We start from the raw sequence: 23998 nt of genomic DNA, 5'->3' as shown, positions 1-23998 counted from the left end.
GCCGCCGACTCGGGCACTACTTCTACGGCGCCGTCGCCATCCACGACCGCCTCGAATAGCCCCTCGCGGCGAACCGCCGGCCTCCGGGCCGGCGGTGGGGAGGGCTCCGCCCTCCCCACACCCCACCTGCACGGCACGACCCGCAGGGCCGGCCTCACCAACATCAGCTGGTCGACCGGCACACGCCGGCCAGTTCCACCAAGAGGATCCAGACGACCAGGGGGCCGGCGGCCGCCGGCCAACGACACGGCAATCCGGCCGAGACAGCCCCACCGTCAAAGCATCTCGTTCCTTGCTCCCACAACGCCCAATCGTGATCGCTCGCTCCGCTGGTCAAGGGAAGCAGTGCCCGGCACGCGCCGGCCCTTGACCCGCTGCCGCTCGCGCGATCTTGGGCTGGTTGTTGGGAGCAAGGGGCACGAGGGGTCACATCCCGAGGGTCACCTAGGCAGCTCTCCGTTTCCATCCATGCACCTCATCCAAGGGAGAAGAACCATGAACACGATCACCACCTTCGCCGGCAACCTCACCGAGGACCCGGAGCTGCGCTTCACCAACGGCGGCACCCCGGTCGCAAACCTCCGCGTCGCGGTCAACCGACGCGTCAAGCAGAACGACGAGTGGGTAGACGCCACCCCGACGTTCCACAGCGTCAAGGTCTGGGGAGCCCAGGGCGAGAACCTGGTCGAGAGCCTCACCCGAGGCGACCGTGTGCTCGTGCACGGCCAGGTCGAGACCGACAGCTGGACCGACAAGGAGACCGGCGAGAACCGCTACAAGGACGTCGTGGTCGTCTCCGACCGGTACGGCGAGATCGCCACCAGCCTCAAGTTCGCCACCGCCCGCGCCGAGAAGAACCGCGGCGGCAAGACCACCAACCCCGACGCGCCGGCGTACGCCGACAACGTCACCCAGCTCGGGCCCAGGCCCACAGAGCCCCCGTTCTGAGCGAACGGGAAAGACCCCGGGGGAGGGGCCGGCCAAGAGCCGGTCCCTCTTCCGGGCATCAACCCATCGACGAGCTCACCGCAATGAGCTCGCAGTGCAGCCCCGATGCAATCCGCCGGTCGTACGTCGCGGAAATGTCGGTGGCAGCACGCACAATCAGAACCAACTCCGTCTCACCCAGCAGGGGAGAGGCCTCGGACCGGAGGAAACCACAACCCCGTGATCTGCGAGCCCTGCCAGCAACCACACGAGCCTGAGGACTGCATCGACACCCGGGCCGGCCGCAAGCACCCCTGGCGTCACTGCTTCTGCCAACACCGGCCCGTGGCCGGCTCCTCGAGAGAGAGGGCCTGAGCATGGACGCGCCGATCACCGCGACCCGGCTCCGCGACCGCGCGAAAGCTGCGATCACCGCCATGCACGGCTTCCGACGAACAGCATTCTTCTGGCTACTCGTGCTGGTCTTGATGGGCGTGAGCTTCCCCCTGGGCGAGATGCTCATCGCTCTGGCACGGATCTACGACTGGCCGCTGATGCCGGCGGCCGGGTCGGTCGTCGAACGAGTCGCCGCCGCCGTGCTCGGCCTCATCGTCTCGGTCGTAGGAACCAGCTGGTCCTACTTCACCGCCACCCTTCTCGAAGGGCTCATGCACAAGCGTGCCGAAGTGCTCCTCCTGATCCGACCCGTCGGCGCGGCAACGGTGACGCTACGACCCATGGGGGAGTGGACCAAGGCCACCACGCTCGCGGGATGGCCCCGAGGCACCGGTCTGGGGCGCGAGATCGCCGAACACGCTCGAGCACACGCCTGGAGGGCCGGCCACCCGATCGCCGCGTACGCCGTCGCCCCCATGGCCAAGCGCTACGAAGCCGCCGGCCTGACTATCACCCGCCAATGGCTCGGCGGCCTCTGGTGCCGAGTCGAAGACCACCACGGACCAGCCAGCATTGCCACCACCGAGCTGGGGCCCCGCGGTCACGAGAGGGGCCAGGCGTGAGAGACCCGCATGCATTGAATCCGCGCCCGACCAGCGGAACCTCCGCCCAAGCAGACCGCGCGCACGCCACGCCCACAGCTCTTCTCCTCGAGGTCGCCCTCATCCTGGCCCTCGGCGTCCTCGCCGACGCTCTCTTCATGGTGGTGGCAGCCATCGTCATCTCAGGGTTCGCCGCCTTCAGGGCCCGACGTCGGTCAGCCGGCGCCGTAGACATCAACGCCTGGGTGGACGGGTTCGGCCAAGGGGTCTACCGCCGATTCGAAGGCTGGGGATTGACCCGCAAGCCGCAGGCCTCGGACCTCTGGGTGGCTGCCATCGGGGTCCTAGCCGCGCTGGCATTCGGTTGGATCTACGAGGTTGTGTTTCCTGACCCGTCCACGGTCGACAGCACGACCGCCAGCCGGGCCGGGGCGGTCTCCGGGCATGACGGGCTGCTCTCGCAGGTACTTCTGCTCGTGGTCGTGCTCGTCTTCGTTCCGGTGGTTGAGGAGGTCGCGTGGCGTGGGCACGTGCTCGCTGGGCTTCATGAGGTCCTTGGACGCTACGGACTGTCGCCCAAGGTCTCGGCCACTCTGGCCCTGCTGGTGTCCTCGGCCTGCTTCGGGCTCGCGCACACGCAGTACAACCTCCACGATCAGGTCGGCATCGCTGTTTCTGGCGCGATCTACGGACTGGTCTTCTTGAAGACCCGCAGCGTCCTAGCGGCAGCGTTGACGCACGCTGCATGGAACGGCTGGTGGGTGCTCGCGGTGCTTCTTAGTGCCAGCTAGCAACAACGGCTGTAGAGGGAGGGAGAGAGATCGATGGAGACCGTGCGCCACGCCTTCACAGATCGCCCGGTCGAGGAGCAACTGGCCGTGCTACGCGAACTGCTCATCCCGGACAGGTCCGGCCACTGCCGGCCTTACGTGATCACCCCCGACAGTGCCATCCACGTCCGATCTGACACACGCTGGGAAGGGCGGTACTGGGCACGGCTCGAAAACCGGGACTGGGGTAGCGGCTGGGGTGGCGGCTGGGTCGTCGCGGCGACCAGCCTCACTCCGTGGAAACAGGCTTCACGTATGGTCCCGGTGCACCACCGCATCGCGCCGGCCGAGCACGAAGCGCGACGGCGCGCACGGCAACGGCGAGGGCAAGAGGCCCGCCTCCGACGTCGGCAAAGCGACATCGACAACGCGGTCAGTCAAGGTCCACACGCCTGGACCACTCCCGAATTCAGAGACTGGCTGCGGACTCTTGAGGTGATCACCGCCCGGCAGATCATGTTACGTATCCTTTCGGACCTGCAGCGGGGGCAGTGCGCGATCTGCGATCGTCCACGACGCCTTGTGCTCGACCACGACCACGTCACCGGCTTGGTTCGTGGCGCTTTGTGCTCTGCCTGTAACGCTGCCGAAGGTGGCGGCGGCCTCGGCCCTCCGCCACCTGCCACTCTCATCGAGAGATATCGCACTGACCCGCCGGCACAAGGGCTGAGGTGGATCTACCCGACGAGTGACCGCTCATCTCTCCCCTGGACGTTCAGGTGATCGTCCCTGGCTTCCACCTAGGACGACCCGGCCGCGCGGCCGATCGAGGGTCGTTCAAGCAGCGGCAGGACCATCAGCCACGGTTCTTGGAAGTCCTCGTAGACCCGTGCGAACTCGAGGCCGTGCTTTCGGTTCAGTGCCACTCTCGCGGCTCGACCGACCTCCTCCTCGTCAGGCCATGCAACAACTGCGATGGAACCCTGGCGCCGAGCATCCTCGATGAACCAGTCAAGAAGCGCGTCCGCTGCTCCTCTGCGTCGGTGGGACGGTTTCACAAAGAGCGAGGTGATGTACGACCCGAGGTCTTCCTCGCCGATGTGATGGTAGTCCGCGAGGTGTTCCCAGCTCGCGAAGTCGTGGTGGCCCTCCAGGACTGCGACTGGCTCGCCGTCGATGCAGGCGATGAGATACAGGTGATCGTTACTGAACGTCGACAGATCCTTCTCAGGCTTCCATTCCTGAAGGAGCGTTCGGGCGGCAGCGTCGCCTGGGGATACTTCTTCGATGGTGATCTCTGCGCTTAGCGCCATGGCTACCTCCTGATGTCCCACGGAAGGCCGGTCGTGACGAGGCACTCCTGGAGAGGCCATCTTGTCGGTGCTGCTGATTAGGGTGATGACATGATCCCTCAGCTGCGCCGAGCGAACGGGCCGCGCCACTGATGTCCTACTACAACGGCAACCGCCTCGACAGCTACCTGCGCAAGCACCTTAAGGATGCGCACGACGAGCTCGCGCGGCTGGATCCCGACGTTGTTCTGGCCGAGAACGTGGACGTTCTCATCGAAGCTCTGATGACCAAGCACCTACCCACCGAGATCAGCGTCGACTGGGATGGCGTGACCAGCACCGGCATCGATGAGGTGACCATCCAGGTGCGGGATCAGTTCGGGCGAGACCGGATCTACGACGTACCAGCCAGCAAGACAACGCTCCGGTTCCCCGCGAGTGGAAGCCTCGAGATGCTCAGGTATCCGGCGTCGCAGGCCTACATGAGCGCCACGTTGGACTTCGCGATCGATGAGCGACGAAACACGATCGAGGTCGAGATCACCGAGCGCGAGCTGACGGCAGAGCTGATCAAGCAACGGATCGCCGGCCTCAGGGAGCAGGTCGGCAACCGGATTAAGTGGGCCAACGCCGACCTGGCACAGGTCCGGAACACTGCACCGAGCGAACTGCGCGCAGCCTACGACCAACGCAAAGATCGAATCACCCGCGACCGGCACGTTCAGGAGGCCCTTGGGATCCCTGTTCAACCGACGGGGATCCCACGCCGACCAGTGCCGGCCCGCCGGAAGCAGGTCACGCTGGCGACCCGCCGAAGCCAGGAGAGGTTCGTCCCAGAACCAGTGCTCGACGAGGCGACTTACCGAGACATCCTCGAGGGGGTCCACGGTTGGGCGAGGACCCTCGAGCGCACACGCCGCACCACGATGAAGCTCGATGAGGAGGAGCTGCGAGACCTGCTCCTCGGCACCCTCAACACCTACTGGGCGGGCAACGCCGGCGGCGAGCTCTTCAACAACAACGGCAAGACCGACATCCTCGTGAGGGCCGAGGACCGCAACGTCTTCATCGCCGAATGCAAGATCTGGGGCGGGCCGAAGGCAGCGGCCGCGGCAATCGATCAGCTGCTCGGGTATCTGGTGTGGCGCGACAGCAAGGCCGCGCTCATCATGTTCATCAAGACCGCCGACCCAGCAGCCACCATCGACAAGCTCCACCAGGCGATCGAAGATCACCCGCGTCATGTGCTCACCAAGCCCCCGATCGACATGAGCCGCCAGGTCGACTACATCCTCACCGCAGATGATGAGGGCCGGCGCATCTCGCTCGCCGTCATCCCTGTCATCCTGCCGAAGGAGTAAGGAGCAGCCTCCTGCCAGAGGTCCCTGGTCCCTGGTGGAAGCCGAGCATGCTGGTTGCGAGCATGATCGCCTGAACGGGGTTGCTCGCCGTGAGCTGGGCGAGCTCGACCTGATGGACCGTCGTTGCGGTTGAACAGACTGCTGACATCGACCGTCTTGGGCCTGCGTGAAGTGTGCCCGAATCTGGCTAGGGGCGTGAGGTTTGGGCAGGCGCTGCGAGGTGAGTTTCGGAAGCATTCGGTACGTCGGCGCGGAGGGCTGCGGAAACCTGCCAAGAAGACGGGGCGCTGTGGGAACTCGCGTCGATGAACTTCCCGAGCTCCGTGCGCGCTGTCCATACTCACCGCGCAGTGCTTCCCACAGTCACCTCGCTGACCACGAATCACGCTGTGTCGCTCGATACCCACCACGGCGCTCTGCCGCGCACGTTCACAGGTAACGGCAGACCTGGTCCGATGTGCAGGTCGCCGGCATGGGGTCGGCAGCCTCAGCACGCAGGGTGGCGATCGTGGCACGGAGGGCTGTCAGCTCGGCGATCTGCTGGTCGATGTCGGCCAGGCGGGTGTCGAGGAGATCTCGGACGTGGTGGCACGGAGCGTGGCCGTGATCGCGGATGTCGAGGATCTGTTTGATCTGAGCGAGGGTCAGCCCGGCGGCCTGGCCGCGGTGGATGAAATCCACGCGGGCGATCGCGTCGGGGGTGTAGTCGCGGTAGCCGCTCGAGGTGCGTTCGGCCGGCGGGAGGAGTCCCTGCTCCTCGTAGAAACGCAGTGTCTTGGTGGTGGCGCCGACGGTCTCGGCAAGCTCCCCGATCCGCATCGAACCTCCCTGTGGCGCAGGTCTCACTTGACCTTCCCCTGTACTGGAAGGACCAGTATTGCTGCATCAGGGGCAGTTGCCCAACCAAACCGGGGAGGTTCGGGATGCAGACGAGGTATGACCTTGCAGTGATCGGATCGGGAGGCGCTGCGTTCGCCGCCGCGATCCGCGCGACCGGGCTGGGTAAGTCGGTGGTGATGATCGAGCGTGGCACGTTCGGTGGCACCTGTGTGAACACCGGGTGCGTGCCGTCGAAGGCGCTGATCGCGGCCGCCGAGGCACGCCATGTGGCCGCCGACGCATCGGCTAGGTTCCCAGGCATCGCCACCACGGCTGACCCGGTTGACATGCCGGCCCTGGTGGTCGGCAAGCAGGACCTGGTCGAGGCGCTGCGTGGCGAGAAGTACATCGATGTCGCTGATGCCTACGGCTGGCAGGTCCGCCGCGGCGACGCGGCGTTCGCCGGCACCTCGGACGCTCCCGTGCTCGAGGTCACGGCCCCAGATGGGACCGTGGAGACGATCGAAGCCGCGCACTACCTCGTGGCGACCGGTGCTCGTGCCTGGGCTCCGCCGATCGACGGGCTGGAGGACACCGGGTACCTGACATCGACCACGGCGATGGAGCTGACCGAAGTCCCCGAGTCGCTGCTGGTGCTCGGCGGCGGCTATGTCGCGCTGGAGCAGGCACAACTGTTTGCCCGGCTCGGGTCGAAGGTGACGCTGCTGGTGCGTTCGCGGCTCGCCTCGAAGGAGGAACCTGAGGTCTCGCAGACGCTGCAGGAGGTCTTCGCCGAAGAGGGTATCCGAGTGGTCCGCCGCGCGGTCGTCTCCACGATCACCCGCGACGCCGCCACCGGGCAGGTCGTCGCGACCGCCGACGTCTCCGGTGGGGAACAGGAGTTCCGGGCCCACCAGGTCCTGGTAGCGCTGGGCCGGCGTCCGGTCACCGACGGACTCAACCTCGACGTCGTGGAGGTCAAGACCGGGGAGTCGGGTGAGATCGTGGTCACCGATCAGCTCCAGTCCTCCAACCCACGGATCTGGGCCGCCGGAGACGTGACCGGACACCCCGAGTTCGTCTACGTCGCCGCCTACCACGGCACCCTGGTCGCCGAGAACGCCTTCACCGACGTCGACAGGTCGGTGGATTACGCCCGTCTGCCGCGGGTCACCTTCACCGGCCCGGCGATCGGGTCGGTCGGCATGACCGAGGCCCAAGTACTCGAGGCTGGGATCCGCTGCGACTGCCGGGTGCTCCCGTTGCACTACGTGGCCCGGGCGCTGGTCAACCGGGACACTCGCGGCTTCATCAAGATGGTCCTCAACGCCGACACCGGCGAGATTCTCGGCTTGACCGCCCTCGCCAAGGACGCCGGTGAGCTCGCGGCCGCCGGCGTGCATGTGCTCGGCAAGACCGTCACCGAGGTCGCCGACGCGTGGGCGCCCTACCTGACCATGGCCGAGGGCATCCGGATCGTTGCCAAGGCCTTCTCCACCGACATCTCCAAGCTGTCCTGCTGCGCCTGATTCCAGCGCCCGGCGGAAGCCAAGTTCACATCCCACAGGATCGAAAGGCCACGCTCATGACGAACCGAACGCCTGAGTTGACGACAGACATCACCACCCGGCTCACCAGTACCGACCAGTCCGGCCTAGACGCCGGGCTCCTGGTTCCGCTGCTGCGACTTCTCGCCACCGGCGAACCGGTCACCCTCGATCAGCTCGCCGCCGCCTCCGGCCGGGGCGTCGCCGACGTCCGCGGCAGCCTGGACGCCGTGCCGGACACCGAGTACGACGATCAGGGCCGCATCATCGGCCAGGGCCTGACCCTGCGCCCGACCCCGCACCGGTTCACCGTCGCCGGCCAAGAGCTCTACACCTGGTGCGCACTCGACACGCTGATCTTCCCCAGACTGCTCGACCGGCCTGCCCACGTCGAATCCACCTCCCCGACGAGCGGCAAGACCGTACGGGTGAGCATCGACCCTTCCGCCGGCGTGACCTCGGTTGAGCCCCCCACCGCCGTGGTGTCCTTGGTCGTCCCCGCGGCTGATTGCTCGATCCGGCCCGGGTTCTGCAACCAGGTCCACTACTTCACCTCACCCGAGGAGGCAGCCCCATGGGCGGCCGACATCCCGGAGGCGCAACTGCTGCCGGTGGCCGAGGCTCACCAGCTCGCCCTCACCCTCGCGGCCCAGTTCCTCGATCAGGCACAAACGACGGCTGACGAGTCGGCCGAGGCCAGCCACTGCTGTGGCTGACCACAGGACACGAGAGCGAGACCGGACATGGCACAGAAGCCCGACAACCAGACCGGCGGCGGCCTGCTCCTGGGCGCTGGCGCTGCACTGCTGATGATTCTGTGCTGCGCTGGCCCGGCCCTGATCGCGGGCGGCGCCCTAGCTGGGATCGGAGGCCTCCTGCGCAACCCTTGGGTGATCGGTGCCGGCATCGCCGTGCTGGCCCTCGCCGTGCTCAGCATCGCGCGCCGCCGCAGCGGCGCCACCAACGACTGCTGCACCCCAACCCGCCACGCCGACTCGCCCGCCGACTCGCCCGCCGACACCACCGCAGACACGGCCGCTGAGACGACCGGCGATACCGCCGACGAGACCGCCGAAGACACGAAGGAAGAGCACCACCGATGAGGCCCAACCGTATTCGTCGCCGAACCCTCCTGGGCCTCGTAGCCGCAGGAATCGTCGCGACGCTCACCCTCAACGCCTGCGGAACCAACGCCCCGACCGACGGCACGGCGGCATCTGCCGACACGGCGGCCACGCTAACCAGCCTCAGCGGGCAGAAGATCACCCTGCCTGCCGCCGGCCGACCGACCGCGGTGTTCTTCTTCTCCGTCGGCTGCGGCGAATGCGCCGGCGGCATGAAGTCGCTCGGCCAAGCGGCCGCCGACGCCCACCAAGCTGGGGTCAAGGCCAGCTTCCTCGCCGTGGACGTCGATCCCGGTGAGTCTGCCGACACGATCAACGAGTTCATGAAGTCCATCGACGCCGAGCAGGTGCCATCAGTCATCGACGCCGACGCAACGCTTACTCAGCGCTACCAGGTTGCGGCTCTGTCCACCCTCATCGTGGTCGACGGCAACGGCAAGGTGACCTACCGGGCCACCGACCCCAGTGCCGAGACCATCACAGCCGAACTCAACGAGGCAGGCGCCTGAGGATGGGCCCGCTGCTCACCATGGCGTTCGTCGCCGGCATGGTCGCCCCGATCAACCCCTGCGGGTTCGCGCTGCTCCCGGCCTGGATCACCCAGACCCTGAACGACACCCACGCCGTCACCGCGCCGACACCAGTTCGGCTGCTGCGCGCGTTACGCGCTGGAGCCGCCCTCACGGTCGGATTCGCTGGCACGCTGGCGGTCGCGGGCGTCCTGGTCAGCATCGGTGCCCGCTCGATCATCCGCGCCGCGCCCGTAATCGGCTTCGCCGTCGGCATCGTGCTGCTTCTACTCGGCGCGGCGATGCTGGCCGGCCGCTCGCTGTCCCTTCGGTTACCTCGAGTCCCCCGCCGGGCAACCGAAGGGCTCACCACCACCCGCATGGTGACCTTCGGCGTTGGCTACGCCGCCGCCTCACTGTCTTGCACCTTCGGGGTCCTGCTCGCCGTGATCGCCCAGGCCCAGGCCACCACCAGCTTCACCGGGCTGCTGCTCGTCTTCGGCGTCTACGCCGCCGGGGCGGCCACCATCTTGATCCTCCTCGCACTCGCCACCGGCCTCGCCGGCACCGCTCTCACCAGACAGGCCAGCACCCTGGCCCGCTATGGGCCACGAGCCACCGCAGTCGTGCTCCTCCTCACTGGCGCCTACCTGGCCTGGTACTGGCACCCCGCGCTCAACAGCGGCCCTGCCACCACCAGCCGAACGGGAGGACTGGCCACCGTCTCCGCCTCCGCGTCGAACTGGATCCAGGCCCACTCCACACCGTTGGCCCTGACCGTCGGGCTCGCCGCCCTGACCGTTGTCACCACCGCGGTCCTCGCCACGCGCCGATCACGCCCGACACAGCCGCAGCCCCCGACGACCCCACGAGCCGACACCGACAACACCCCCTGTTGCTGACCTCGCCTTGACGAGATAGCCAAGCCACACCGTCGTGGCAGTCCACGCCGTGGAGACGCACGCCGACATTTCGCCGGGAGTTCCAGACGAGACGACATGATAAGAGTCATTATCATAAGGGTATGAGCGAGGCTGAAGACGTGTCCGAGACCGCCCCGGCCGGCGGGCCTGACGTACGCCCGGAGGTGGTCGCCGGCGAGCTCGACGTCGACCTGGCGCGCGTGCACGCGACGTTCCTCGAGCCGCTGTGGCAGCTCCCACGCGAGAAGCGCGCGAATGCTCTCGCGCAACGGTTCCTGCTGGGCTACACCGGCCACACCCGACGGGCGTACGGCCGCGACCTGGAGGAGTGGTTCAGCTGGTGCACGGTGCTGGCCATCGACCCGCTCGACGCGAACAGGGCTGCCGTCGACGGCTACCGCCGTCAGATGGAGAACCGGGAGCCACCGGCCAAGCCCTCGACGATCGCCCGCCGGCTCGCCGCCCTGGCCGGCTACTACAAGTACGCCACAGCCGAGGGGGTCCTCGACCGGTCACCCCTCGAGCACGTCAAGCGACCGAGCACCCCGACGGACTCGCCGACTCTCGGGCTGGACCGAGCTGAGGCGAAGGCGCTCCTGGAGGCCGCCCGGGAACATTCGGCCCGCTCGCAGGCGCTGGTCACGCTGCTGCTGCACGACGGGCTACGCATCAACGAGGCGCTCTCCGCAGACGTCGACGACCTCTCCTCAGCACGAGGGCACCGCACCCTGTCGATCACCCGCAAAGGCGGAGCACGCCGCGACGTCGTGCTCGCACCCTCGACCGCCGAAGCCATCGCGACCTACCTCGACGATCGCGAGGACGGACCGATCTTCACCACCCAGACCGGCCGGCGCTGGACCCAGCCCGGCGCCTACACCACCATCCAGATGCTCGCCCGTCGCGCCGGGATCGAGCACGCAGACAAGCTCTCCCCGCACAGCCTCCGGCACACCTTCGTCACCCTCGCCCGCGAGGCCGGCGTCCCGCTCGAGGACGTCCAAGACGCCGCCGGTCATGCGGACCCCCGGACCACGCGGCGCTATGACCGCGGCCGACACAACCTGGACCGCCATCCCGCCTACACGCTCGCCGCGTTCCTCGCTGACTGAGACTCTGTCAGGGTCCACACGACGGGCCACCTATTTCTCACCCACGACAACAGGCATCGGCGTTCCTCGTGGACCGAGCATGTCGAGCGGACCATCCCCGGCCTCTCGATGTTGGGGAAGATGTTGGGGCACATGTGCCCCAACATCTGCTACGGTCGAGCCATGCTCACACCTGTTGATCTCGGCGGCGCCTTCATGTTCAGCGACTCCGGCACTGTCATCCCGGTGTCCGAGGCACGCGACAAGCTGACTGAGCTGATCGCGACGACGAAGCAGGGACGCGTTCCGGTGATCGGCCGCTATCGCGAGCCTGGCGCAGCTCTGGTCGCTCCGGAGATCGTCCGGCTGCTGCCGCAGCTGCTCGGCGCCATGGCGAGGGAGACCGGCCACTCGGTCGGGGGGCGGCGCCGCCATACGCCGAACGAGAAGGTCTATATGCTCGGTGACCCGTGGCCGTTCGTTGCGGCAGCGCTCTGGATGAACGGCCATCGCGCGATGTTCGCGCAGTTCGCCTCCGACACCCTGGATGCGATCCAGGAGGCGGACGCGGCCAACGACCTGCCTCGCATGACGGTGGAGGAGTTCCTAGAGGCGATGCCGATGACGCTGGGTGGTGACCTGCCCGACGAAGCGCAAGAGGCGGTCATCGACGTGCTTAAAGAGTGCCTGCCGACAATGAACCCGACACGCTGATATCAAGCCGATACGGCCGATAGCCGCGGTGCGGTCTCCCGCATGCACGCGCTGGTGCTCTGGGATGTGACTACGAGTGTGATGCAGGCCGCCGACACCTTTCACCCCGACACGGCGGCCCGTCGTCCGCCAAGAGCGAACGGATCCTCCAGTCCATCGCGGAGCGCCCCGGGCACCTCGGCATAGCCTTAGAACCGCTCTGAGAGAACGAGCCGCCTGTCTGCGGCGGCCCAACGACACCGAACTTCGTCCAGCGTCGATCTAAGAGCCATCGCCCCGTCTCAAATACCGTGATCAACATTAGGTTGACCGCAGGGGGCGTGGGCGAGCATCGAGCTCATGGGCAACCGATCACGACGTACGCGCGCGGCACGAAGGATTGCGCGAGAGGGCGGCACCTTCGCCGACCTGACGGGGCTGACAGCCGACGAGGCGTTGGCGGTGAAGCCGGTCTGTCCCGACTGTGGTCAGGAAGGGTCGTGGGTGACCGATCCGGGGATCATCTTCGATCGCCTCGGGATCGGCCTGGCTGAGCTCAGTGCTCTGCCGGCGACGGCGCGGCCGTGGATCTGCGGGTGCGGGTCGGGAGGTATCTCGACGCTCGTCATCACGCCGCCTGGGCCCTAGCAGGGCCAGGTGCTGAGGCCGAGCAGCTGCCAGCCGTCGGGGACCCTGGCGTCTACCGCGGTGCGGGCTTCCTCATAGGTCGCGCGAGTGACGCTGATCTGTTCGCGCCGGCCATCGTCGACGCCGTCGACGGGGCGAGGACGTGCGGAGGCGTAGAGCGTCACCAGGTCAGGTTCGGAGGCCACGACCAGATGGTACGTCGTACACTCGGTGTCCTAAGGGGTCGATCCGAGCAAGCCTGGAGACGACCCCTTTGCCATACCCGCAGGACCAGAACCAGAACCAGCCGCCGGCTCGTCGTCAGGAACGCCGCTACCCGCCGACGCCCTACCGGCCGCACAGCGCGGCCACAGCTGCTTACCGGACTGCGTACGACCTCGGCGTGAAGCACCTGGGCACCATCTCAGGGCCCTCGGTCCTGCGCTACGAGGCCGGCCTCCGGCCCGGCTCGCCCGAGCAGCGCGGCTACCGTGACGGAGTCACCGCGGCGTGGGTCCGTCTGCAGAAGCTCGAGAAGTTCGGGCGCGAGCAAGCCCGCCGCGACGCGCTCGAGCTCCGCGAGGAACAGCGCCGGGCTGCGCACGACGAGCCTCCGTACTGATCACTCCGGCCCTCAGCGCTCGAGGCTGAAGATGTGGTGACCGGGCGTGGAGATGAGGCCGTGGATGCCGATGGCGAGGTAGGTGTCGATCGGGTCGTTGAGGGCGGAGATGTTGAACCCGAGCCGACGGTAGAACTCGGTCCGCTTGGACTCGCAGGAGCCGAACGCGATCCGCCACGTTCCGCAGCGGTTGATGACCTGAAGTGCCGCGCGGACGAGGTCGGCGCCGATCCCGTTTCCGCGGAGGTCGTCGCGCACGGCGACGCCGATGATCTTGGCCAGGCCGAGCATGGTCTGGATGAGCAGCGGCTTGATCTCCTGGGGCCCTAGCCCGCGGGTGATGTCCTCGAGGTACCGCCACGGTGGGGCGACGGTGATCGCACCGACCACGACGTCGCTGTCGTTGACGGCGACCAGGCTGAACCCGGCGAGCACGTGAGCATCGTCGGGCTCGATGGTGTAGGCGTGGAGCTGCTCGGCGGCCCCTTCAAGGAACCCGTCTTGGCCGCGTTCGAGCCCGGCCTGGATGCTCGGGCACACGGTCGGCACTGCTTTGGTGGGGTCGTTGATGCCCTGGTCCTCGGTGGCCTGGACGAGGTAGTGCCGGATCGCAGCCTCGTCCTCGGGGCGCGCCAGTCGGACCCGGGTGTCCGCGGATCCTGGGATGCCCTGGGCGAGCCCCGGCCACACCGGATGCTCCAGCTCGCGCTGAGCTCGTACGGTCGCGCTGCGGGCGCTGACCGCGGCACGTCGTGCTCTGTTTCGACTTCCCTTGCCCATCACTTACTCCTCGTTGAAGAACGCTCGTTGTGCGTGGTCGTTGTGTTCTGGTGGTCAGCTGATCAGTGCTGCTTGTGCGGCCCAGCTCCATCCGGCGACCACGGTTCCGCTGATGCCGGCGGCGACGATGAACCAGCCGATGATCCATCCGTTGTAGGTGCGCTGGGTGAGGTTGATGGTGAGTAGTCCGGTGCCGATGAGAGCGATCGAGAGCAGGAGCAGGGTTTCCATGGTGATGTCCTCCTGGAGCGCATCGCGCTCCGCCCTGAGCGCAACCGGCGGACGCCTCGGTTAGCGTGCCCAGAGGTCCGGCTTGCGCGTCAGAGCCACACCACCCCCCCTGCCCCCGATAACCGGCCGCCCTAAGGAGCGCTGGTCAGGGTCAACCCGTAGGGCGGGGTGGAGAAAGTTTCGGCGCGAAATAAGCGAGCGCAGCGAGCGCGTGCCGAAAGTTTCGGAGCCCCGGGGCGCAGCCCTTGAGGCTGGCCAGTGGTCCTCAGAGACTTACTGGCCGGGGGCAGGACATGTCCCTCACACAGATCGAGGCCGACCACGTCAGTGGTCGGCCTCTCCTTGTTGACCACGTTAGTGGTCACGACGCCTGTGCAGCAGGCGCAGGCGTGCTCGGAGCCTGTGGGTTGGCGGGAGTCGACGGTGGTGTCGGTGCCGCTGCGGTGGTGGGCCGTGCGGCTGGCGTGGTCCGCTTCGGCCCGCCCTTCTTGCTGCGCGTGCGGGCGACCTTCTCGGCCTCGCCGAGGCCAAGCTTCTTGAGCTCGTCGACGCTCCAGCCGTCACGCAGTGCGGCCTGGTAGAGCCGGGCGTCTTCACGCTCGGCGGCCGTCACCTCCGTACGGAGATCGGCGAGCTTCTGGCGAGCGGCGACGAGTGCCCGAACCGACGTGATGCGGGCATCGAGGAGTGCCCGAGCTGCTTCTTCGATGTTGTCCATGACTCCCATGATGCCATAGTGGCGCAATAAATGCGCGACTTCTTCGAGTCGCGTTCCTGACTGTCGCCTGCGGCGACACGCGCCGCTTCGCGGCGCGACGCGGCCAACTGAGTCCCGACGGAGCAAGTTATAAGATCAGGCGGCCTGATCTCTGGACGCGTCGCGCCCGATGGTCCACACTGGGTGATGGACGGTCCCGCAGATTGCGGGTCGCTGCGCTGGCTGGGAGGTGCAAGACCATGACGACTGACGACTCGAAGGAGCCGATCAGCGAGGTCGCTGCGCGCCCGACGCGGCGCCGGCGCCGTCAGGAGGGCGGGCGTCCGATCCGCCCGAATGTGCGGCTCACCGTCGAGGAGGACGCTCGCCTTCAGATCCTCGCGGCTGCGCAGCACGTGTCGGTGCCGAAGCTGCTCATCGACTCGGCACTTTCGGGTAGCACCGTGGCTGCCGTACAGCAGCAGGAGCTCGTCCAGGAGCTGTTCAAGATGAACCGGCTCCTGGCGAACATCGCGAACAACGTCAACCAGATCGCGCACGCGACCAACACCGCCTCGAAGGCGGTCCGCAAGGGCGAGGTGAACGCCGACATCGAAGAGATGGTCGCGGCCGAGCTGCCGCGCCTGCCGGCGGTGACCGCCGCGGTGCGGAAGGTCGCACTGCGCATCGAGGACGTGCTCGACGAGATGAGCTACTGATGTTCGCGAAGATCAACCGCGGCGACCGGATGGCCGGCCTGATGGTCTACCTCCAGGGCCCCGGCCGTCGTGACGAGCACACCCGCCCGCACATCGTCGCCGGCGACGCCGGCGTGATGTCGTGGTACGCCGGCGAGGAGGAACTCACACGCGCCCAGGCGCTGCGTGTGGCGAAGTACCTCGAGCGGCCAACGAAGGCACTGAACGAGTCGGTGAAGAAGGGCCGCTACGAGCAGGTCGCGGCCGGCCGCGACGGTCACGGAACCCGCGTGCTCGAGCGGACGAAGACCGGCGAGGTCGACGCACACGTCTACCAGATCGCGCTCTCGGCCAGGGCCGAGGAAGGCGAGCTCGGTGACGAGGTCTGGCGCGAGATCGCGGGCGAGTTCGTCGACCGGATGGGGATCACCAGCGGGGACGCACCGACCCGCTGGGCAGCGGTCCACCACGGCCTGTCCGTGTCGGGGAACGACCACATCCACATCGTGGTGAACCTGGTCCGCGAGGACGCCTCGAAGGTGTCCACGCACATGGACTTCCTGCGCGCTAAAGAGGTCTGCCGCGAGCTGGAGACCGAGTTCGGGCTGATGCCGCTGAACCCGAACGAGTACGACCTGACCCGCTCCAGCGTGCGCGCCGAATACGAGACGGCGCGACGTCGCGAGCAGGCCACCCCGGGCGGGAACCCGCGCATCCCGTGGGCCGAGCTCGACGAGCCCGGGCAGCACCAGCTGATGGCCGCGCACGTTGCCGACCCGGCCGAGTGGCGACGCATCCTGGAGACCCGCGAGGAGCACGCCGACCCCGACGTCGCCGCCAAGTTCAAGCACCAGGGCGCCCAGGAGAAAGCCGCCCGCGTCGCGTACGAGAAGCGCGTCCAGGCCGGCGAGGAAAGCACCCCGTGGAGCAGCCTGTCGAAGACGGCACGCGCCCGCCTGGTCGAGGCCGCCGAAGACCCGAAGGTGCGTCTCGCGCGGACGGTTCGAGCATGCTCGACCGCCGCCGAGGACGAGGCCGAGTTCGTCCGCCGGCTACGCCAGAGCGGACTGCTGGTGCGTCCTCGTTTCGAGAAGGGCCGCACCGACATCGTCACCGGTTACTCGGTCGCCACACGCCCGTACAAGGGTGAGCGTCCGATCTGGCGCGGGGGCGGCTCGATCGCACGCGACCTGTCGCTGCCACGGCTGCGCGAGCAGTGGCCCGACGACCCGGCCACGGCATCGGCCGCGGTCCAGGAATGGACCGCAGCGAAGAACCGCAAGCCCCCGGTTGGGCGCGGCCGCGAGGCCATGAAGCCTGGCCCCGAGGTGTGGGCGAAGGCGACCGCCGATCTGACTCAGCTGCGCACCCAGCTCCGCGAGATCGCGCCCGATGACTACGCCACCTGGGCACGCGTGGCCAGGGAGTCTTCCGGCATCCTCGCGGCGTGGTCACACCGCGTCGAGAAGACACCGGGACCGCTGGCCGCGACCAGCGACATCCTGGCCCGCTCGGCCGAGACCAGCACGAGGGTCGAGCGTCGCCTGGAGACCACGAAGACCCGGGGCAGGCTCCCGTCGATCTCGGGTGCGGCCTACCTGCTGCTCGCCGCCGGCGGCACCGGTCCGGCCGCCGAGCTGGCGATGCTCAAGGCAGTGATGAACCTGTCCAAGGCGCTCTACGACATGCACAAGAGCAGCCAGGACGCACTGCGCGCCCAGCGCATCGAGACCGTCATCCGCGGTCAGCTGATGAGCGTGGCACGACGCCTCCAGGACGAGGCCCGGGCCGGCGCACCGGCGCCCGAGCCGAGCGTCGAGAAGACGGGTCCGCGTACGCCTGCGGCGGGCACCACGACGACGCTGGACCCGCGCGCAGAAGAGGCACTGCGGCTCCGCCGGGACGCCTTCGGAGACGCCCCTGTCGCCCCGTCGAACACACCGCCAACCGCGCCGCCGGCAGACCGGCCGCGACCCAACCAAACACCGGGCCAGGCACCGGGCAAGACACCGCCTGGGCAGACGCCAGGCCAGCGCCGCGACCGCGGCCTAGACCGGTAAGTGGTCGCGGCAACGACGACCGAGAGCGCATCATCTATCTAGGGGGTACACACCGATGAGCCAGAACAGCGACGGTCTCGACGAGACCATCGAGCAGAGCCTACGAGTCGCGATGACCACCGCCGCACGCGTCGGCGAGGTCCTCGCCCGCGTACGCCACCAGCTGCAGGAGCGCGCCGCCTCGGAGAGCACCGAACGTGCTCGCGCACTCGGCTCCCGGCTCGACGCCGAACGGCAAGCCGCGCGCGCCACCTACGGGCGCGTGGACGACCCGGCGTGGTGGCAGACCGCGACACCCGATCAGGTCGCCGAGTCCTACACCCTGGCCCGCGCCTGGCGCGAGGCCGACCCGAGCGCCGAGCACGCCGCACACAGCATCGAGACCACCATCCAGCAGCGCCACGGCCTCGACCTGGCCAGCCTCAACGCCGACGAAAGAGGACCGGCGCTGACGCACGCCGAGCAGCAGCTCGCGAAGGGCACCAACTTCGACCAGGCCCGCGCAGTGCGCGACCTCGTGGCCGCCGAGGCGGCCGACCAGTCGGCCGCCGAGCACGCCCGCCGCGAGGACAACGCAGTCAGCGTGGCCGAGGCCGGCAGCGAGAACACCCAGGAGCAGGGACACCTGTCCGACGGCGACAACGCGCGAGCCGGCGCCACTGCAGCTGAGGCCGACGTCGACGCAGGCAAGGGCCGCCCGGCAGCCGAGTGGGACAGCCACGAGCGACGGGCTCAGACCGAGGAGCAGCTGCGCAGCAACGGTCACCCCGAGAATGCGGTGGAAGCGCGCATGCTCGCCGACTACGCCCAGGCCCGCCCGGCCGAGGACATCGTCCGCGACAACAAGCCGCCCCGAGCGCAGGCCCGCAAGGGCCGCGGGCAGTCGCCGGGCCAGGGGCAGAACCGCCAGAAGAAGAGGACGATCACCCGATGAGCCAGATGCACGGCGAGACCACCACCGATGCGACCAGCGCGAATGGGATCGAAGCGGCGTACCGGACGGCGATCGCGCACACCGCAGGCCTGCTGCGTGAGAGCACGACCCGTCTCCTGGCGGCCGCCGACGCCGCCGGCTTCGAGTCGGGGCTGCACAGCCTTGCGCTGGGCGCAGAGCTCGCCACCCACGACGCACTTCGGATCCTCGGCGAGGGCTCCCGAGCACCCCTGGCCAACGGAAACCGCGAGAACGGCGAGACCGACCTCGAGGCCGGCGTACGCCTCCTGAGCGAAGCCGGCCGCGCCCTCGACCGAGTGCCCGGCGAATTGCCCGGGGTGAGCGGTCTGGTCGTCGCCATCGCAGACCTGCTTGTGGAGGCCGGCGATGCCGGACGTGCCACCAGGTAGAAGCCCCCGCATCATCGAGACCGAGCTGACCAAAGGCGAGAACGCCACCGGGAAGCTCGGTCTCGCGCGTGACTTCCGCAGCGTCGGTGAACTCGTCACCGACGCCGACTCGATCGCCCGTCAGCTGCTGTTCGACGTCGACGATCACGCGGCCGGCCGCGTGCTGCGTGCGTGGCCGCAGCTGATGGAGAACGTCGCGGAGCTCGTCGAGACGATCCCGGCCACCTCTGCCGTGCAACAGAGGCTGCGCGAGGCCAACGTCGAGCCGACCCGTGCCGGCGCATCGATGATGAGCGAGCGCGCGACCGCGGCAGGCGTGAACCGCAACACGGCCTACCGAGAGATGCGCGAGGAGATCACCGCGACCCGGCTACGCAGCCTCAGCGGGTCGGTCGCCAGCGACGTGGCCGCCTCGGAGTGGCCCGGCCCCGGCCCGGGCGACCAGCGCCTCGAGGAGATGTCGGGCAACCTGCGCAGGGCGCACGACCTGGTCACCAGGTTCGCGCCGCAGTTCGACATCAACAACGCCGCCGTCACCAGCGACCTGGCCGCCACTCGCGCTCGAGCGCTCCACATCTCCTACATCGCCACGCACGCCGTGGCGGTGCATCTGCGGATCGAGCGCGACACCTACGTGCCCGAGCCCGGCACAGCTCGTCGGCGCGACGTCTCCCCCGCCGTGAGTTGGCTGCGCCGCGTCGAGTCGGCCGAGGCCATCCTCGCCAGCGCGATCGCCCAGCGGCCCCTGGCGACCGCTGTCTCGCACCAGCATGAGCCGGCCCCGGTGGGGCTGCCGCGCCTGACGGCTGCGGTGGAGGCCTTCGGCACCCAAACCCGACGTACCCTGGCCGCCGACCCGATCCCGGCCGAGATCGGCCTGATCGCCCGCACCCACGGCATGCTCGCCGGCGCCACGCTGACGATCACCAACGCCGGCGTCGAGACTGGTGCCTTGGAGACGACGTCGGCGCAGCGGATGAACACTGCGATCACCACCAGCGGCGAGGCCTGGATGGACCTCGGATACCGCTGGCGCGACCTCTCCCCCGGCGAACGACCCGCCCAACCGGGACTGGTCCAAGCCGCAGGCGAACTGCGCGCCGCGTGCCGCGAGATCACCCACATGCGCGACCAGGTCGCCCCGGCCGAGACGATCGCCAGCCGGGTCGACGTCGCCGCGGCGACTCGAACCCTGGCCGGCGCGTTCGAGGCCGCCGCGGGAATCGCCGAGCACACCAGGACAGCGCTAAGCGACTCGCAGAACCTCACCGGTCCGGCCCGACCGCTCGACGTGCGAGCGCGGAGCGAGATCAAGGCCGCACGCCCAGAACAGCCCGGCCCCGAGATGCTCATCGAGTCGACTGGAATCACCACTGACCAGAAGCGGCTCAACCTCACCGTGCCGGCACCGGAGATCGTCGTCGACGGCCTCCACCGGTCGACCGACCGAGCCGGCGAGAGCTCGGCGGCCGCCGCAGCTGCAGGAACACACGTCGCCACCGTCGGGGCGGGCGACGACCTCGCCCGCGCCCAGGAGGCGGCCCGCCTCGGCCGAGCAGCACAAGCCTCACCAGCCGCACAGATCGCCCAGACACCCAGGCCCGGCATCGCTGAAGCCGGCGAAGACAAGCGCGCGAAACCGGCGCCAGCGCAGGTGACCCGCACGGCCCGCGAGACAGAGATCTGAATGCGCTCGGCTCCCAGGCCGGCTACGCCCAGCTGGGCGTCGAGCGGCAAAGTGCCGACACACCCCGAGTTGGGGTGTTGGTAAGAAACGTGTCATCAGCGGCAAACGACACGCCAGGACGCGGCCCACAGCCCCCTACTTTGCACCCTAGGGCCAGCGCTAGGAGTCCCGGGCCGTCTAGTGATGCGGACGGTGAGTGATACTCCGGGGGGGTTTTCCGTGGCGTCAACGCCAATTCGAGTCGACCGATCCAGATCCTGTCGAACGGCCCAAGTTTTCGCGGTCCCACTTGCTACGACCCAACGCACTACCGGCGCCGGTCCCGGATCTGGTAGATACGCTGCGCCGTGACGCCAGCAATCTCTGCAAGCTCGACGGCGGTGTGACCAGCCAGGACGGCCTCCCGCAGACAGCTGGCCCAGAACTGCTCGCGCCGGTCGGCTTCGCGTTGGGCGCCCTCTCGCTCAGTTCGGGCGTGCCGGACGACATCAAGCCAATCGCTCGGCGCGACCGCGAGGACGTCATCTGGCCAGCCGACCCCCGCGGCCCCTAGCACGCCCCAGCCCGCGGCACGGAGAGCTGCCTCGGGCGTGCTCATGACCGGGAGTTCGGCCAGAACCTCGCCGTCGCTGTTCCTTACCTGCACGAGCTCGACGGACTCCCCCTCGTACGTGACGACGTTAGCCCTGAACGACGGGTGACGAGTGACCCGGAACGGCGCACCGAAGGCCACCGCGTCCATCGGTTGCCACCCGATCTCTCGAAGCAGATAGCCCGCCCGGTGCTCCTCTGAGACGAACGGATCTGGGTCCGGTCCGCCAGGCCGTAGCGGCGCGGTGATCGTTGCCACGGGAGTCAGTTCCCCGTCAGGCCCTCCAGGCTCGTTCGATACCACCTGAACGCACACATGCTCAGGCTCCTGGTGCGTAAGCGTTGCGACCGCCGAGTACTCCATGGAGAAATTTATAGCGCGCTTTAATACCGCCCGTCGACACGTCGCACAACATCGTCACCGCTCGCCCGCGACCCACCCAGGACGCATAGGGCCAAAGACGTCGAGACCCGGGGACGTCGAACTGAACGGCGTGAGCGCCGGGAGGCGCACCTCGAGCGCCTATTCCCAGGAGCGTGGGGCCGCTACTAGTCAGTTGGCGACACGTTCAGGAGTTCCAGCCTCTACTTGTCGGTTGGGGCCAGCTTCGGGAGTTCCAGGCCCTTTTCCGGCCTACTTTGCCCCTGGGGACACCTTCGGGAGTTCCAGGCCATCTCGTCGCGCTCGCCGCCCTGCAGCGCGGCCGCGATGGTCTCGGCCAGGTCGACGGCCTCGAGCAGCTCCTCGATCAGCTCCTCGACGCGTACGCCGGTGTCCTCGAGCACAGTGGCGAGGTCGTCGACCAGGCCGCTCGTCTCCGCGCTGGTCTCGTCGGTCGGGTCGGGCATGGCCGGCTCCTCACTCTGCGGTCCGCCGGCGGATCGCACTATCGGCGGTGGGCCGCTGGGGACGCTACCGCTGGGCACCGACAGTCTCGGGGCGCTCTATCGGCGGTCCCGGCGGGGTGGTTCCGCCGATAGAGGTAACTATCGGCAACGGCTAGGTGAGGGAGGGCTCAGGCTCGTCATCCCGCAAGGAGAGCGCGACGAGCAGCAGCCCGCCACAGACGATGAAGACGTCGGCGAGGTTGAAGGTGGGCCACCAGCCGGTGTGTAGGTAGTCGGTGACATGTCCGTCCGGGGCTCGGTCGATGAGGTTGGCGAGGGCTCCGCCGAGGATCACGGCGAGCGCAATACTCCATGCCCGGCGGCCGGTCGGCGCGGCGCGCCACAGGACGGTAGCCACAGCGGTGGTGATCAGGGCTGTGACGACGATGACCGTCCACGGCGGCGCGTCGGCGGCGAAGGAGAAGGCGACTCCAGGGTTGAAGGTGAGCTGGAGGTCGAGTGGGCCGCCCTCGATTGGGGCGCCCGGCAGGGTGCGTTCGGCCCATGCCTTGATACCCAGGTCGACCCCAGCGATGAGGAAAGCGAGAGCCAGCATCCCCGTGCGGCGCCTGAGGGCGCCTGCCGTGGCCGTGGCCGTGGTGGGGGCGGTCACTTGCGGTCGTCCGAGCGGGAAGAGCTCCCGGTCGCGGTGGCAGATGCTTGGTCCTCATCGTCGCACTCGTCGTCGCAGACGAGTTCGCCTTCCCAGGCTTCCTTGCCTTCCATGATCGCGAATCCGGCGATGATGAATCCGGCGACCGGGTCGATCCAGGTCCAGCCGAGCAGCGCGAACGCGACCAAGCCGACGAAGGTCGAGACCGACAGCCACGCGCACAGCCGGGTCTCTGCGGCATCGGCAACCACTAGGCGCGAGTTCATCTCCAGGCCCGCTTTGCGCTTGGCCCGGGCCAGCCACGGCATGATCACGATCGAGATGCCGGTCAGGGCGATGCCGACCAGTGAGGTGTCGGGCTTCTCGCCGCTGACCAGGTCGCGGATGCCCTCGACGGTGACGAAGGCAGCGAGCGCGAAGAAGGTGATCGCGATGAACTTCAGGGCTCGGCGTTCCTTGGCCTCATCCGGTTCGCCGCCCTTGATCTCGGCGAGCAGTCGTACCAGGACGACGGTGGCGGCGGCGACCTCGATGGAGGAGTCGATGCCGAAGCCGATGAGGGAGACCGCTCCAGCGACCGTGCCGGCCGAGATCGCGATGATGCCCTCGATGACGTTGTAGCCGATGGTGAACTTCGCGTATCGGACCGCGCGGTGTGCGGCCGGGCCGGTCACATCCGGGGTGCTGGCCGAGCTCGGGGTGCTGCTCATCGGGTGGGCTCCTCGGTCTCGGAGTGAGTTCCATAGGTGGGGCACAGATCGACGGCCTCGCCAGTCGCCGCGAGCAGCTGCTCGGCGGAGGCCAGCAGGTCCAGCAGCTCCGGGCGGGCCAGTGAGTGCAGCGTGGCGCGTCCCTGCGGCCGGGAGGTGATGAGGCCGCAGTCACGCAGACAGGCCAGATGCGCCGAGACCGTGGACTGCGCCAAGCCGACGCAGTTGACCAGGTCGGTGACGCGGGCCTCGCCCTCGGCGAGCCGGCGCAGGATCGCCAGCCGGGCCGGGTCACCCAGCGAGCGGAACAGGGCCACGGCCGCGGACGGTGCCCCACATGAGGTGGTGGCCAACGGCGTGGCCTCCGTGCTACTAATCGTCATGAAACGATGATAA

General features: G+C 68.3%; 29 protein-coding genes. 18 read left to right on the top strand and 11 right to left on the bottom strand.

Annotated elements, in window-relative coordinates:
* Positions 1-495 precede the first annotated feature (495 nt).
* The 4 genes from ACIA03_RS29330 to ACIA03_RS29315 all read left to right on the top strand — a co-directional run bounded on the left by ACIA03_RS29330 (position 496) and on the right by ACIA03_RS29315 (position 3478).
* A complete protein-coding gene (locus ACIA03_RS29330) occupies positions 496-948 on the top strand; it encodes a single-stranded DNA-binding protein (RefSeq protein ID WP_396989036.1) in 453 nt (150 codons plus the stop codon).
* Positions 949-1304: 356 nt separating this feature from the next.
* A complete protein-coding gene (locus ACIA03_RS29325; RefSeq protein ID WP_396989035.1) occupies positions 1305-1946 on the top strand; it encodes a hypothetical protein in 642 nt (213 codons plus the stop codon).
* On the top strand, positions 1943-2716 hold the full coding sequence (locus tag ACIA03_RS29320; protein ID WP_396989034.1) for a lysostaphin resistance A-like protein: 774 nt from the start codon (positions 1943-1945) through the stop codon (positions 2714-2716). Before ACIA03_RS29325 ends, ACIA03_RS29320 begins: the two co-directional genes overlap by 4 nt.
* Before the next feature lie 33 nt (positions 2717-2749).
* Positions 2750-3478 (top strand): endonuclease domain-containing protein, encoded by a 729-nt coding sequence (locus ACIA03_RS29315; protein ID WP_396989033.1) that lies wholly within the window; start codon positions 2750-2752, stop codon positions 3476-3478.
* A gap of 17 nt (positions 3479-3495) precedes the next feature.
* Here ACIA03_RS29315 and ACIA03_RS29310 read toward each other — a convergent pair whose 3' ends face one another.
* Entirely contained in the window at positions 3496-4008 is a 513-nt protein-coding gene (locus ACIA03_RS29310) for a GNAT family N-acetyltransferase (RefSeq protein ID WP_396989032.1), read from the bottom strand.
* A 131-nt stretch (positions 4009-4139) separates the two neighbouring features.
* Between ACIA03_RS29310 and ACIA03_RS29305 the strand changes: the two genes are divergently transcribed.
* Positions 4140-5348: a hypothetical protein gene (locus ACIA03_RS29305; RefSeq protein WP_396989031.1), complete on the top strand. Its 1209-nt coding sequence runs from the start codon at positions 4140-4142 to the stop codon at positions 5346-5348.
* Positions 5349-5777: 429 nt separating this feature from the next.
* Here the strand turns inward: ACIA03_RS29305 and ACIA03_RS29300 are convergent, their stop codons facing one another.
* A complete protein-coding gene (locus ACIA03_RS29300; RefSeq protein ID WP_396989030.1) occupies positions 5778-6167 on the bottom strand; it encodes a heavy metal-responsive transcriptional regulator in 390 nt (129 codons plus the stop codon).
* A gap of 104 nt (positions 6168-6271) precedes the next feature.
* On the opposite strand from ACIA03_RS29300, the gene merA reads away from it, so the two are divergent.
* The 7 genes from merA to ACIA03_RS29265 all read left to right on the top strand — a co-directional run bounded on the left by merA (position 6272) and on the right by ACIA03_RS29265 (position 12075).
* Positions 6272-7696, top strand: coding sequence for a mercury(II) reductase (gene merA, locus ACIA03_RS29295; RefSeq protein WP_396989029.1), 1425 nt, complete (start codon positions 6272-6274; stop codon positions 7694-7696).
* Positions 7697-7752: 56 nt separating this feature from the next.
* The gene (gene merB / locus ACIA03_RS29290) at positions 7753-8430 is read left to right on the top strand and encodes an organomercurial lyase MerB (RefSeq protein ID WP_396989028.1); all 678 of its coding nucleotides are present in this window, start codon (positions 7753-7755) and stop codon (positions 8428-8430) included.
* A gap of 27 nt (positions 8431-8457) precedes the next feature.
* Positions 8458-8817 carry a hypothetical protein gene (locus tag ACIA03_RS29285; protein WP_396989027.1) on the top strand — a complete coding sequence of 120 codons (360 nt, stop codon included), beginning with the start codon at positions 8458-8460 and terminating at the stop codon, positions 8815-8817.
* Positions 8814-9347, top strand: coding sequence for a TlpA family protein disulfide reductase (locus tag ACIA03_RS29280; RefSeq protein WP_396989026.1), 534 nt, complete (start codon positions 8814-8816; stop codon positions 9345-9347). The genes ACIA03_RS29285 and ACIA03_RS29280 overlap by 4 nt, the downstream gene beginning before the upstream one ends.
* A gap of 2 nt (positions 9348-9349) precedes the next feature.
* A complete protein-coding gene (locus tag ACIA03_RS29275) occupies positions 9350-10249 on the top strand; it encodes a cytochrome c biogenesis CcdA family protein (protein ID WP_396989025.1) in 900 nt (299 codons plus the stop codon).
* A gap of 122 nt (positions 10250-10371) precedes the next feature.
* Positions 10372-11382, top strand: coding sequence for a tyrosine-type recombinase/integrase (locus ACIA03_RS29270; RefSeq protein ID WP_396989024.1), 1011 nt, complete (start codon positions 10372-10374; stop codon positions 11380-11382).
* Positions 11383-11544: 162 nt separating this feature from the next.
* Complete coding sequence (locus ACIA03_RS29265) at positions 11545-12075, top strand: hypothetical protein (RefSeq protein WP_396989023.1); 531 nt, start codon at positions 11545-11547, stop codon at positions 12073-12075.
* A 623-nt stretch (positions 12076-12698) separates the two neighbouring features.
* Here ACIA03_RS29265 and ACIA03_RS29260 read toward each other — a convergent pair.
* The gene (locus ACIA03_RS29260) at positions 12699-12887 is read right to left on the bottom strand and encodes a hypothetical protein (protein ID WP_183551823.1); all 189 of its coding nucleotides are present in this window, start codon (positions 12885-12887) and stop codon (positions 12699-12701) included.
* Between the two features lie 68 nt (positions 12888-12955).
* Here ACIA03_RS29260 and ACIA03_RS29255 point away from each other — a divergent pair, with 68 nt between their 5' ends.
* Entirely contained in the window at positions 12956-13303 is a 348-nt protein-coding gene (locus tag ACIA03_RS29255) for a hypothetical protein (RefSeq protein WP_396989022.1), read from the top strand.
* Positions 13304-13315: 12 nt separating this feature from the next.
* On the opposite strand, the gene ACIA03_RS29250 is transcribed toward ACIA03_RS29255, so the two are convergent.
* The 3 genes from ACIA03_RS29250 to ACIA03_RS29240 form a co-directional block, all read right to left on the bottom strand.
* Positions 13316-14083 (bottom strand): GNAT family N-acetyltransferase, encoded by a 768-nt coding sequence (locus ACIA03_RS29250; RefSeq protein WP_396989021.1) that lies wholly within the window; start codon positions 14081-14083, stop codon positions 13316-13318.
* Between the two features lie 54 nt (positions 14084-14137).
* Positions 14138-14314: a hypothetical protein gene (locus ACIA03_RS29245; protein WP_396989020.1), complete on the bottom strand. Its 177-nt coding sequence runs from the start codon at positions 14312-14314 to the stop codon at positions 14138-14140.
* Between the two features lie 361 nt (positions 14315-14675).
* Positions 14676-15032: a hypothetical protein gene (locus ACIA03_RS29240; RefSeq protein ID WP_396989019.1), complete on the bottom strand. Its 357-nt coding sequence runs from the start codon at positions 15030-15032 to the stop codon at positions 14676-14678.
* 239 nt (positions 15033-15271) lie between these two features.
* On the opposite strand from ACIA03_RS29240, the gene ACIA03_RS29235 reads away from it, so the two are divergent.
* From ACIA03_RS29235 to ACIA03_RS29215, 5 genes are read left to right on the top strand one after another with little or no spacing between them, the layout of a single operon-like run.
* Positions 15272-15730 (top strand): plasmid mobilization protein, encoded by a 459-nt coding sequence (locus ACIA03_RS29235; protein ID WP_396989018.1) that lies wholly within the window; start codon positions 15272-15274, stop codon positions 15728-15730.
* Positions 15730-17769 carry a relaxase/mobilization nuclease domain-containing protein gene (locus ACIA03_RS29230; protein ID WP_396989017.1) on the top strand — a complete coding sequence of 680 codons (2040 nt, stop codon included), beginning with the start codon at positions 15730-15732 and terminating at the stop codon, positions 17767-17769. Before ACIA03_RS29235 ends, ACIA03_RS29230 begins: the two co-directional genes overlap by 1 nt.
* Before the next feature lie 55 nt (positions 17770-17824).
* Complete coding sequence (locus ACIA03_RS29225) at positions 17825-18703, top strand: hypothetical protein (protein WP_396989016.1); 879 nt, start codon at positions 17825-17827, stop codon at positions 18701-18703.
* The gene (locus ACIA03_RS29220) at positions 18700-19113 is read left to right on the top strand and encodes a hypothetical protein (RefSeq protein WP_396989015.1); all 414 of its coding nucleotides are present in this window, start codon (positions 18700-18702) and stop codon (positions 19111-19113) included. Before ACIA03_RS29225 ends, ACIA03_RS29220 begins: the two co-directional genes overlap by 4 nt.
* Positions 19091-20800, top strand: coding sequence for a hypothetical protein (locus tag ACIA03_RS29215; protein ID WP_396989014.1), 1710 nt, complete (start codon positions 19091-19093; stop codon positions 20798-20800). The genes ACIA03_RS29220 and ACIA03_RS29215 overlap by 23 nt, the downstream gene beginning before the upstream one ends.
* Before the next feature lie 307 nt (positions 20801-21107).
* Here ACIA03_RS29215 and ACIA03_RS29210 read toward each other — a convergent pair whose 3' ends face one another.
* The 5 genes from ACIA03_RS29210 to ACIA03_RS29190 all read right to left on the bottom strand — a co-directional run bounded on the left by ACIA03_RS29210 (position 21108) and on the right by ACIA03_RS29190 (position 23985).
* Complete coding sequence (locus ACIA03_RS29210) at positions 21108-21755, bottom strand: hypothetical protein (protein WP_396989013.1); 648 nt, start codon at positions 21753-21755, stop codon at positions 21108-21110.
* 221 nt (positions 21756-21976) lie between these two features.
* A complete protein-coding gene (locus tag ACIA03_RS29205) occupies positions 21977-22240 on the bottom strand; it encodes a hypothetical protein (protein ID WP_396989012.1) in 264 nt (87 codons plus the stop codon).
* Between the two features lie 151 nt (positions 22241-22391).
* Positions 22392-22892 (bottom strand): signal peptidase II, encoded by a 501-nt coding sequence (locus ACIA03_RS29200; protein ID WP_396989011.1) that lies wholly within the window; start codon positions 22890-22892, stop codon positions 22392-22394.
* The gene (locus ACIA03_RS29195) at positions 22889-23602 is read right to left on the bottom strand and encodes a cation diffusion facilitator family transporter (protein WP_396989010.1); all 714 of its coding nucleotides are present in this window, start codon (positions 23600-23602) and stop codon (positions 22889-22891) included. Before ACIA03_RS29195 ends, ACIA03_RS29200 begins: the two co-directional genes overlap by 4 nt.
* Complete coding sequence (locus tag ACIA03_RS29190) at positions 23599-23985, bottom strand: ArsR/SmtB family transcription factor (RefSeq protein WP_396989009.1); 387 nt, start codon at positions 23983-23985, stop codon at positions 23599-23601. The genes ACIA03_RS29195 and ACIA03_RS29190 overlap by 4 nt, the downstream gene beginning before the upstream one ends.
* Positions 23986-23998: the final 13 nt, after the last annotated feature.

The organism is Nocardioides sp. NPDC051685, from assembly GCF_044453405.1.
Taxonomy (GTDB): domain Bacteria; phylum Actinomycetota; class Actinomycetes; order Propionibacteriales; family Nocardioidaceae; genus Nocardioides.
This window is presented reverse-complemented; position numbering and strand designations above follow the sequence as displayed.

Coding starts and splice junctions, on each gene's coding strand:
- ACIA03_RS29285 (WP_396989027.1), top strand. CDS start 8,458: ATGGCACAGAAGCCCGACAACCAGACCGGCGGCGGCCTGCTCCTGGGC.
- ACIA03_RS29195 (WP_396989010.1), bottom strand. CDS start 23,602: ATGAGCAGCACCCCGAGCTCGGCCAGCACCCCGGATGTGACCGGCCCG.
- ACIA03_RS29215 (WP_396989014.1), top strand. CDS start 19,091: ATGCCGGACGTGCCACCAGGTAGAAGCCCCCGCATCATCGAGACCGAG.
- ACIA03_RS29235 (WP_396989018.1), top strand. CDS start 15,272: ATGACGACTGACGACTCGAAGGAGCCGATCAGCGAGGTCGCTGCGCGC.
- ACIA03_RS29310 (WP_396989032.1), bottom strand. CDS start 4,008: ATGGCGCTAAGCGCAGAGATCACCATCGAAGAAGTATCCCCAGGCGAC.
- ACIA03_RS29225 (WP_396989016.1), top strand. CDS start 17,825: ATGAGCCAGAACAGCGACGGTCTCGACGAGACCATCGAGCAGAGCCTA.
- ACIA03_RS29245 (WP_396989020.1), bottom strand. CDS start 14,314: ATGGAAACCCTGCTCCTGCTCTCGATCGCTCTCATCGGCACCGGACTA.
- ACIA03_RS29205 (WP_396989012.1), bottom strand. CDS start 22,240: ATGCCCGACCCGACCGACGAGACCAGCGCGGAGACGAGCGGCCTGGTC.
- ACIA03_RS29265 (WP_396989023.1), top strand. CDS start 11,545: ATGCTCACACCTGTTGATCTCGGCGGCGCCTTCATGTTCAGCGACTCC.
- merA (WP_396989029.1), top strand. CDS start 6,272: ATGCAGACGAGGTATGACCTTGCAGTGATCGGATCGGGAGGCGCTGCG.
- ACIA03_RS29280 (WP_396989026.1), top strand. CDS start 8,814: ATGAGGCCCAACCGTATTCGTCGCCGAACCCTCCTGGGCCTCGTAGCC.
- ACIA03_RS29305 (WP_396989031.1), top strand. CDS start 4,140: ATGTCCTACTACAACGGCAACCGCCTCGACAGCTACCTGCGCAAGCAC.
- ACIA03_RS29300 (WP_396989030.1), bottom strand. CDS start 6,167: ATGCGGATCGGGGAGCTTGCCGAGACCGTCGGCGCCACCACCAAGACA.
- ACIA03_RS29240 (WP_396989019.1), bottom strand. CDS start 15,032: ATGGACAACATCGAAGAAGCAGCTCGGGCACTCCTCGATGCCCGCATC.
- ACIA03_RS29315 (WP_396989033.1), top strand. CDS start 2,750: ATGGAGACCGTGCGCCACGCCTTCACAGATCGCCCGGTCGAGGAGCAA.
- ACIA03_RS29220 (WP_396989015.1), top strand. CDS start 18,700: ATGAGCCAGATGCACGGCGAGACCACCACCGATGCGACCAGCGCGAAT.
- ACIA03_RS29210 (WP_396989013.1), bottom strand. CDS start 21,755: ATGGAGTACTCGGCGGTCGCAACGCTTACGCACCAGGAGCCTGAGCAT.
- ACIA03_RS29325 (WP_396989035.1), top strand. CDS start 1,305: ATGGACGCGCCGATCACCGCGACCCGGCTCCGCGACCGCGCGAAAGCT.
- ACIA03_RS29190 (WP_396989009.1), bottom strand. CDS start 23,985: ATGACGATTAGTAGCACGGAGGCCACGCCGTTGGCCACCACCTCATGT.
- ACIA03_RS29275 (WP_396989025.1), top strand. CDS start 9,350: ATGGGCCCGCTGCTCACCATGGCGTTCGTCGCCGGCATGGTCGCCCCG.
- merB (WP_396989028.1), top strand. CDS start 7,753: ATGACGAACCGAACGCCTGAGTTGACGACAGACATCACCACCCGGCTC.
- ACIA03_RS29270 (WP_396989024.1), top strand. CDS start 10,372: ATGAGCGAGGCTGAAGACGTGTCCGAGACCGCCCCGGCCGGCGGGCCT.
- ACIA03_RS29230 (WP_396989017.1), top strand. CDS start 15,730: ATGTTCGCGAAGATCAACCGCGGCGACCGGATGGCCGGCCTGATGGTC.
- ACIA03_RS29250 (WP_396989021.1), bottom strand. CDS start 14,083: ATGGGCAAGGGAAGTCGAAACAGAGCACGACGTGCCGCGGTCAGCGCC.
- ACIA03_RS29330 (WP_396989036.1), top strand. CDS start 496: ATGAACACGATCACCACCTTCGCCGGCAACCTCACCGAGGACCCGGAG.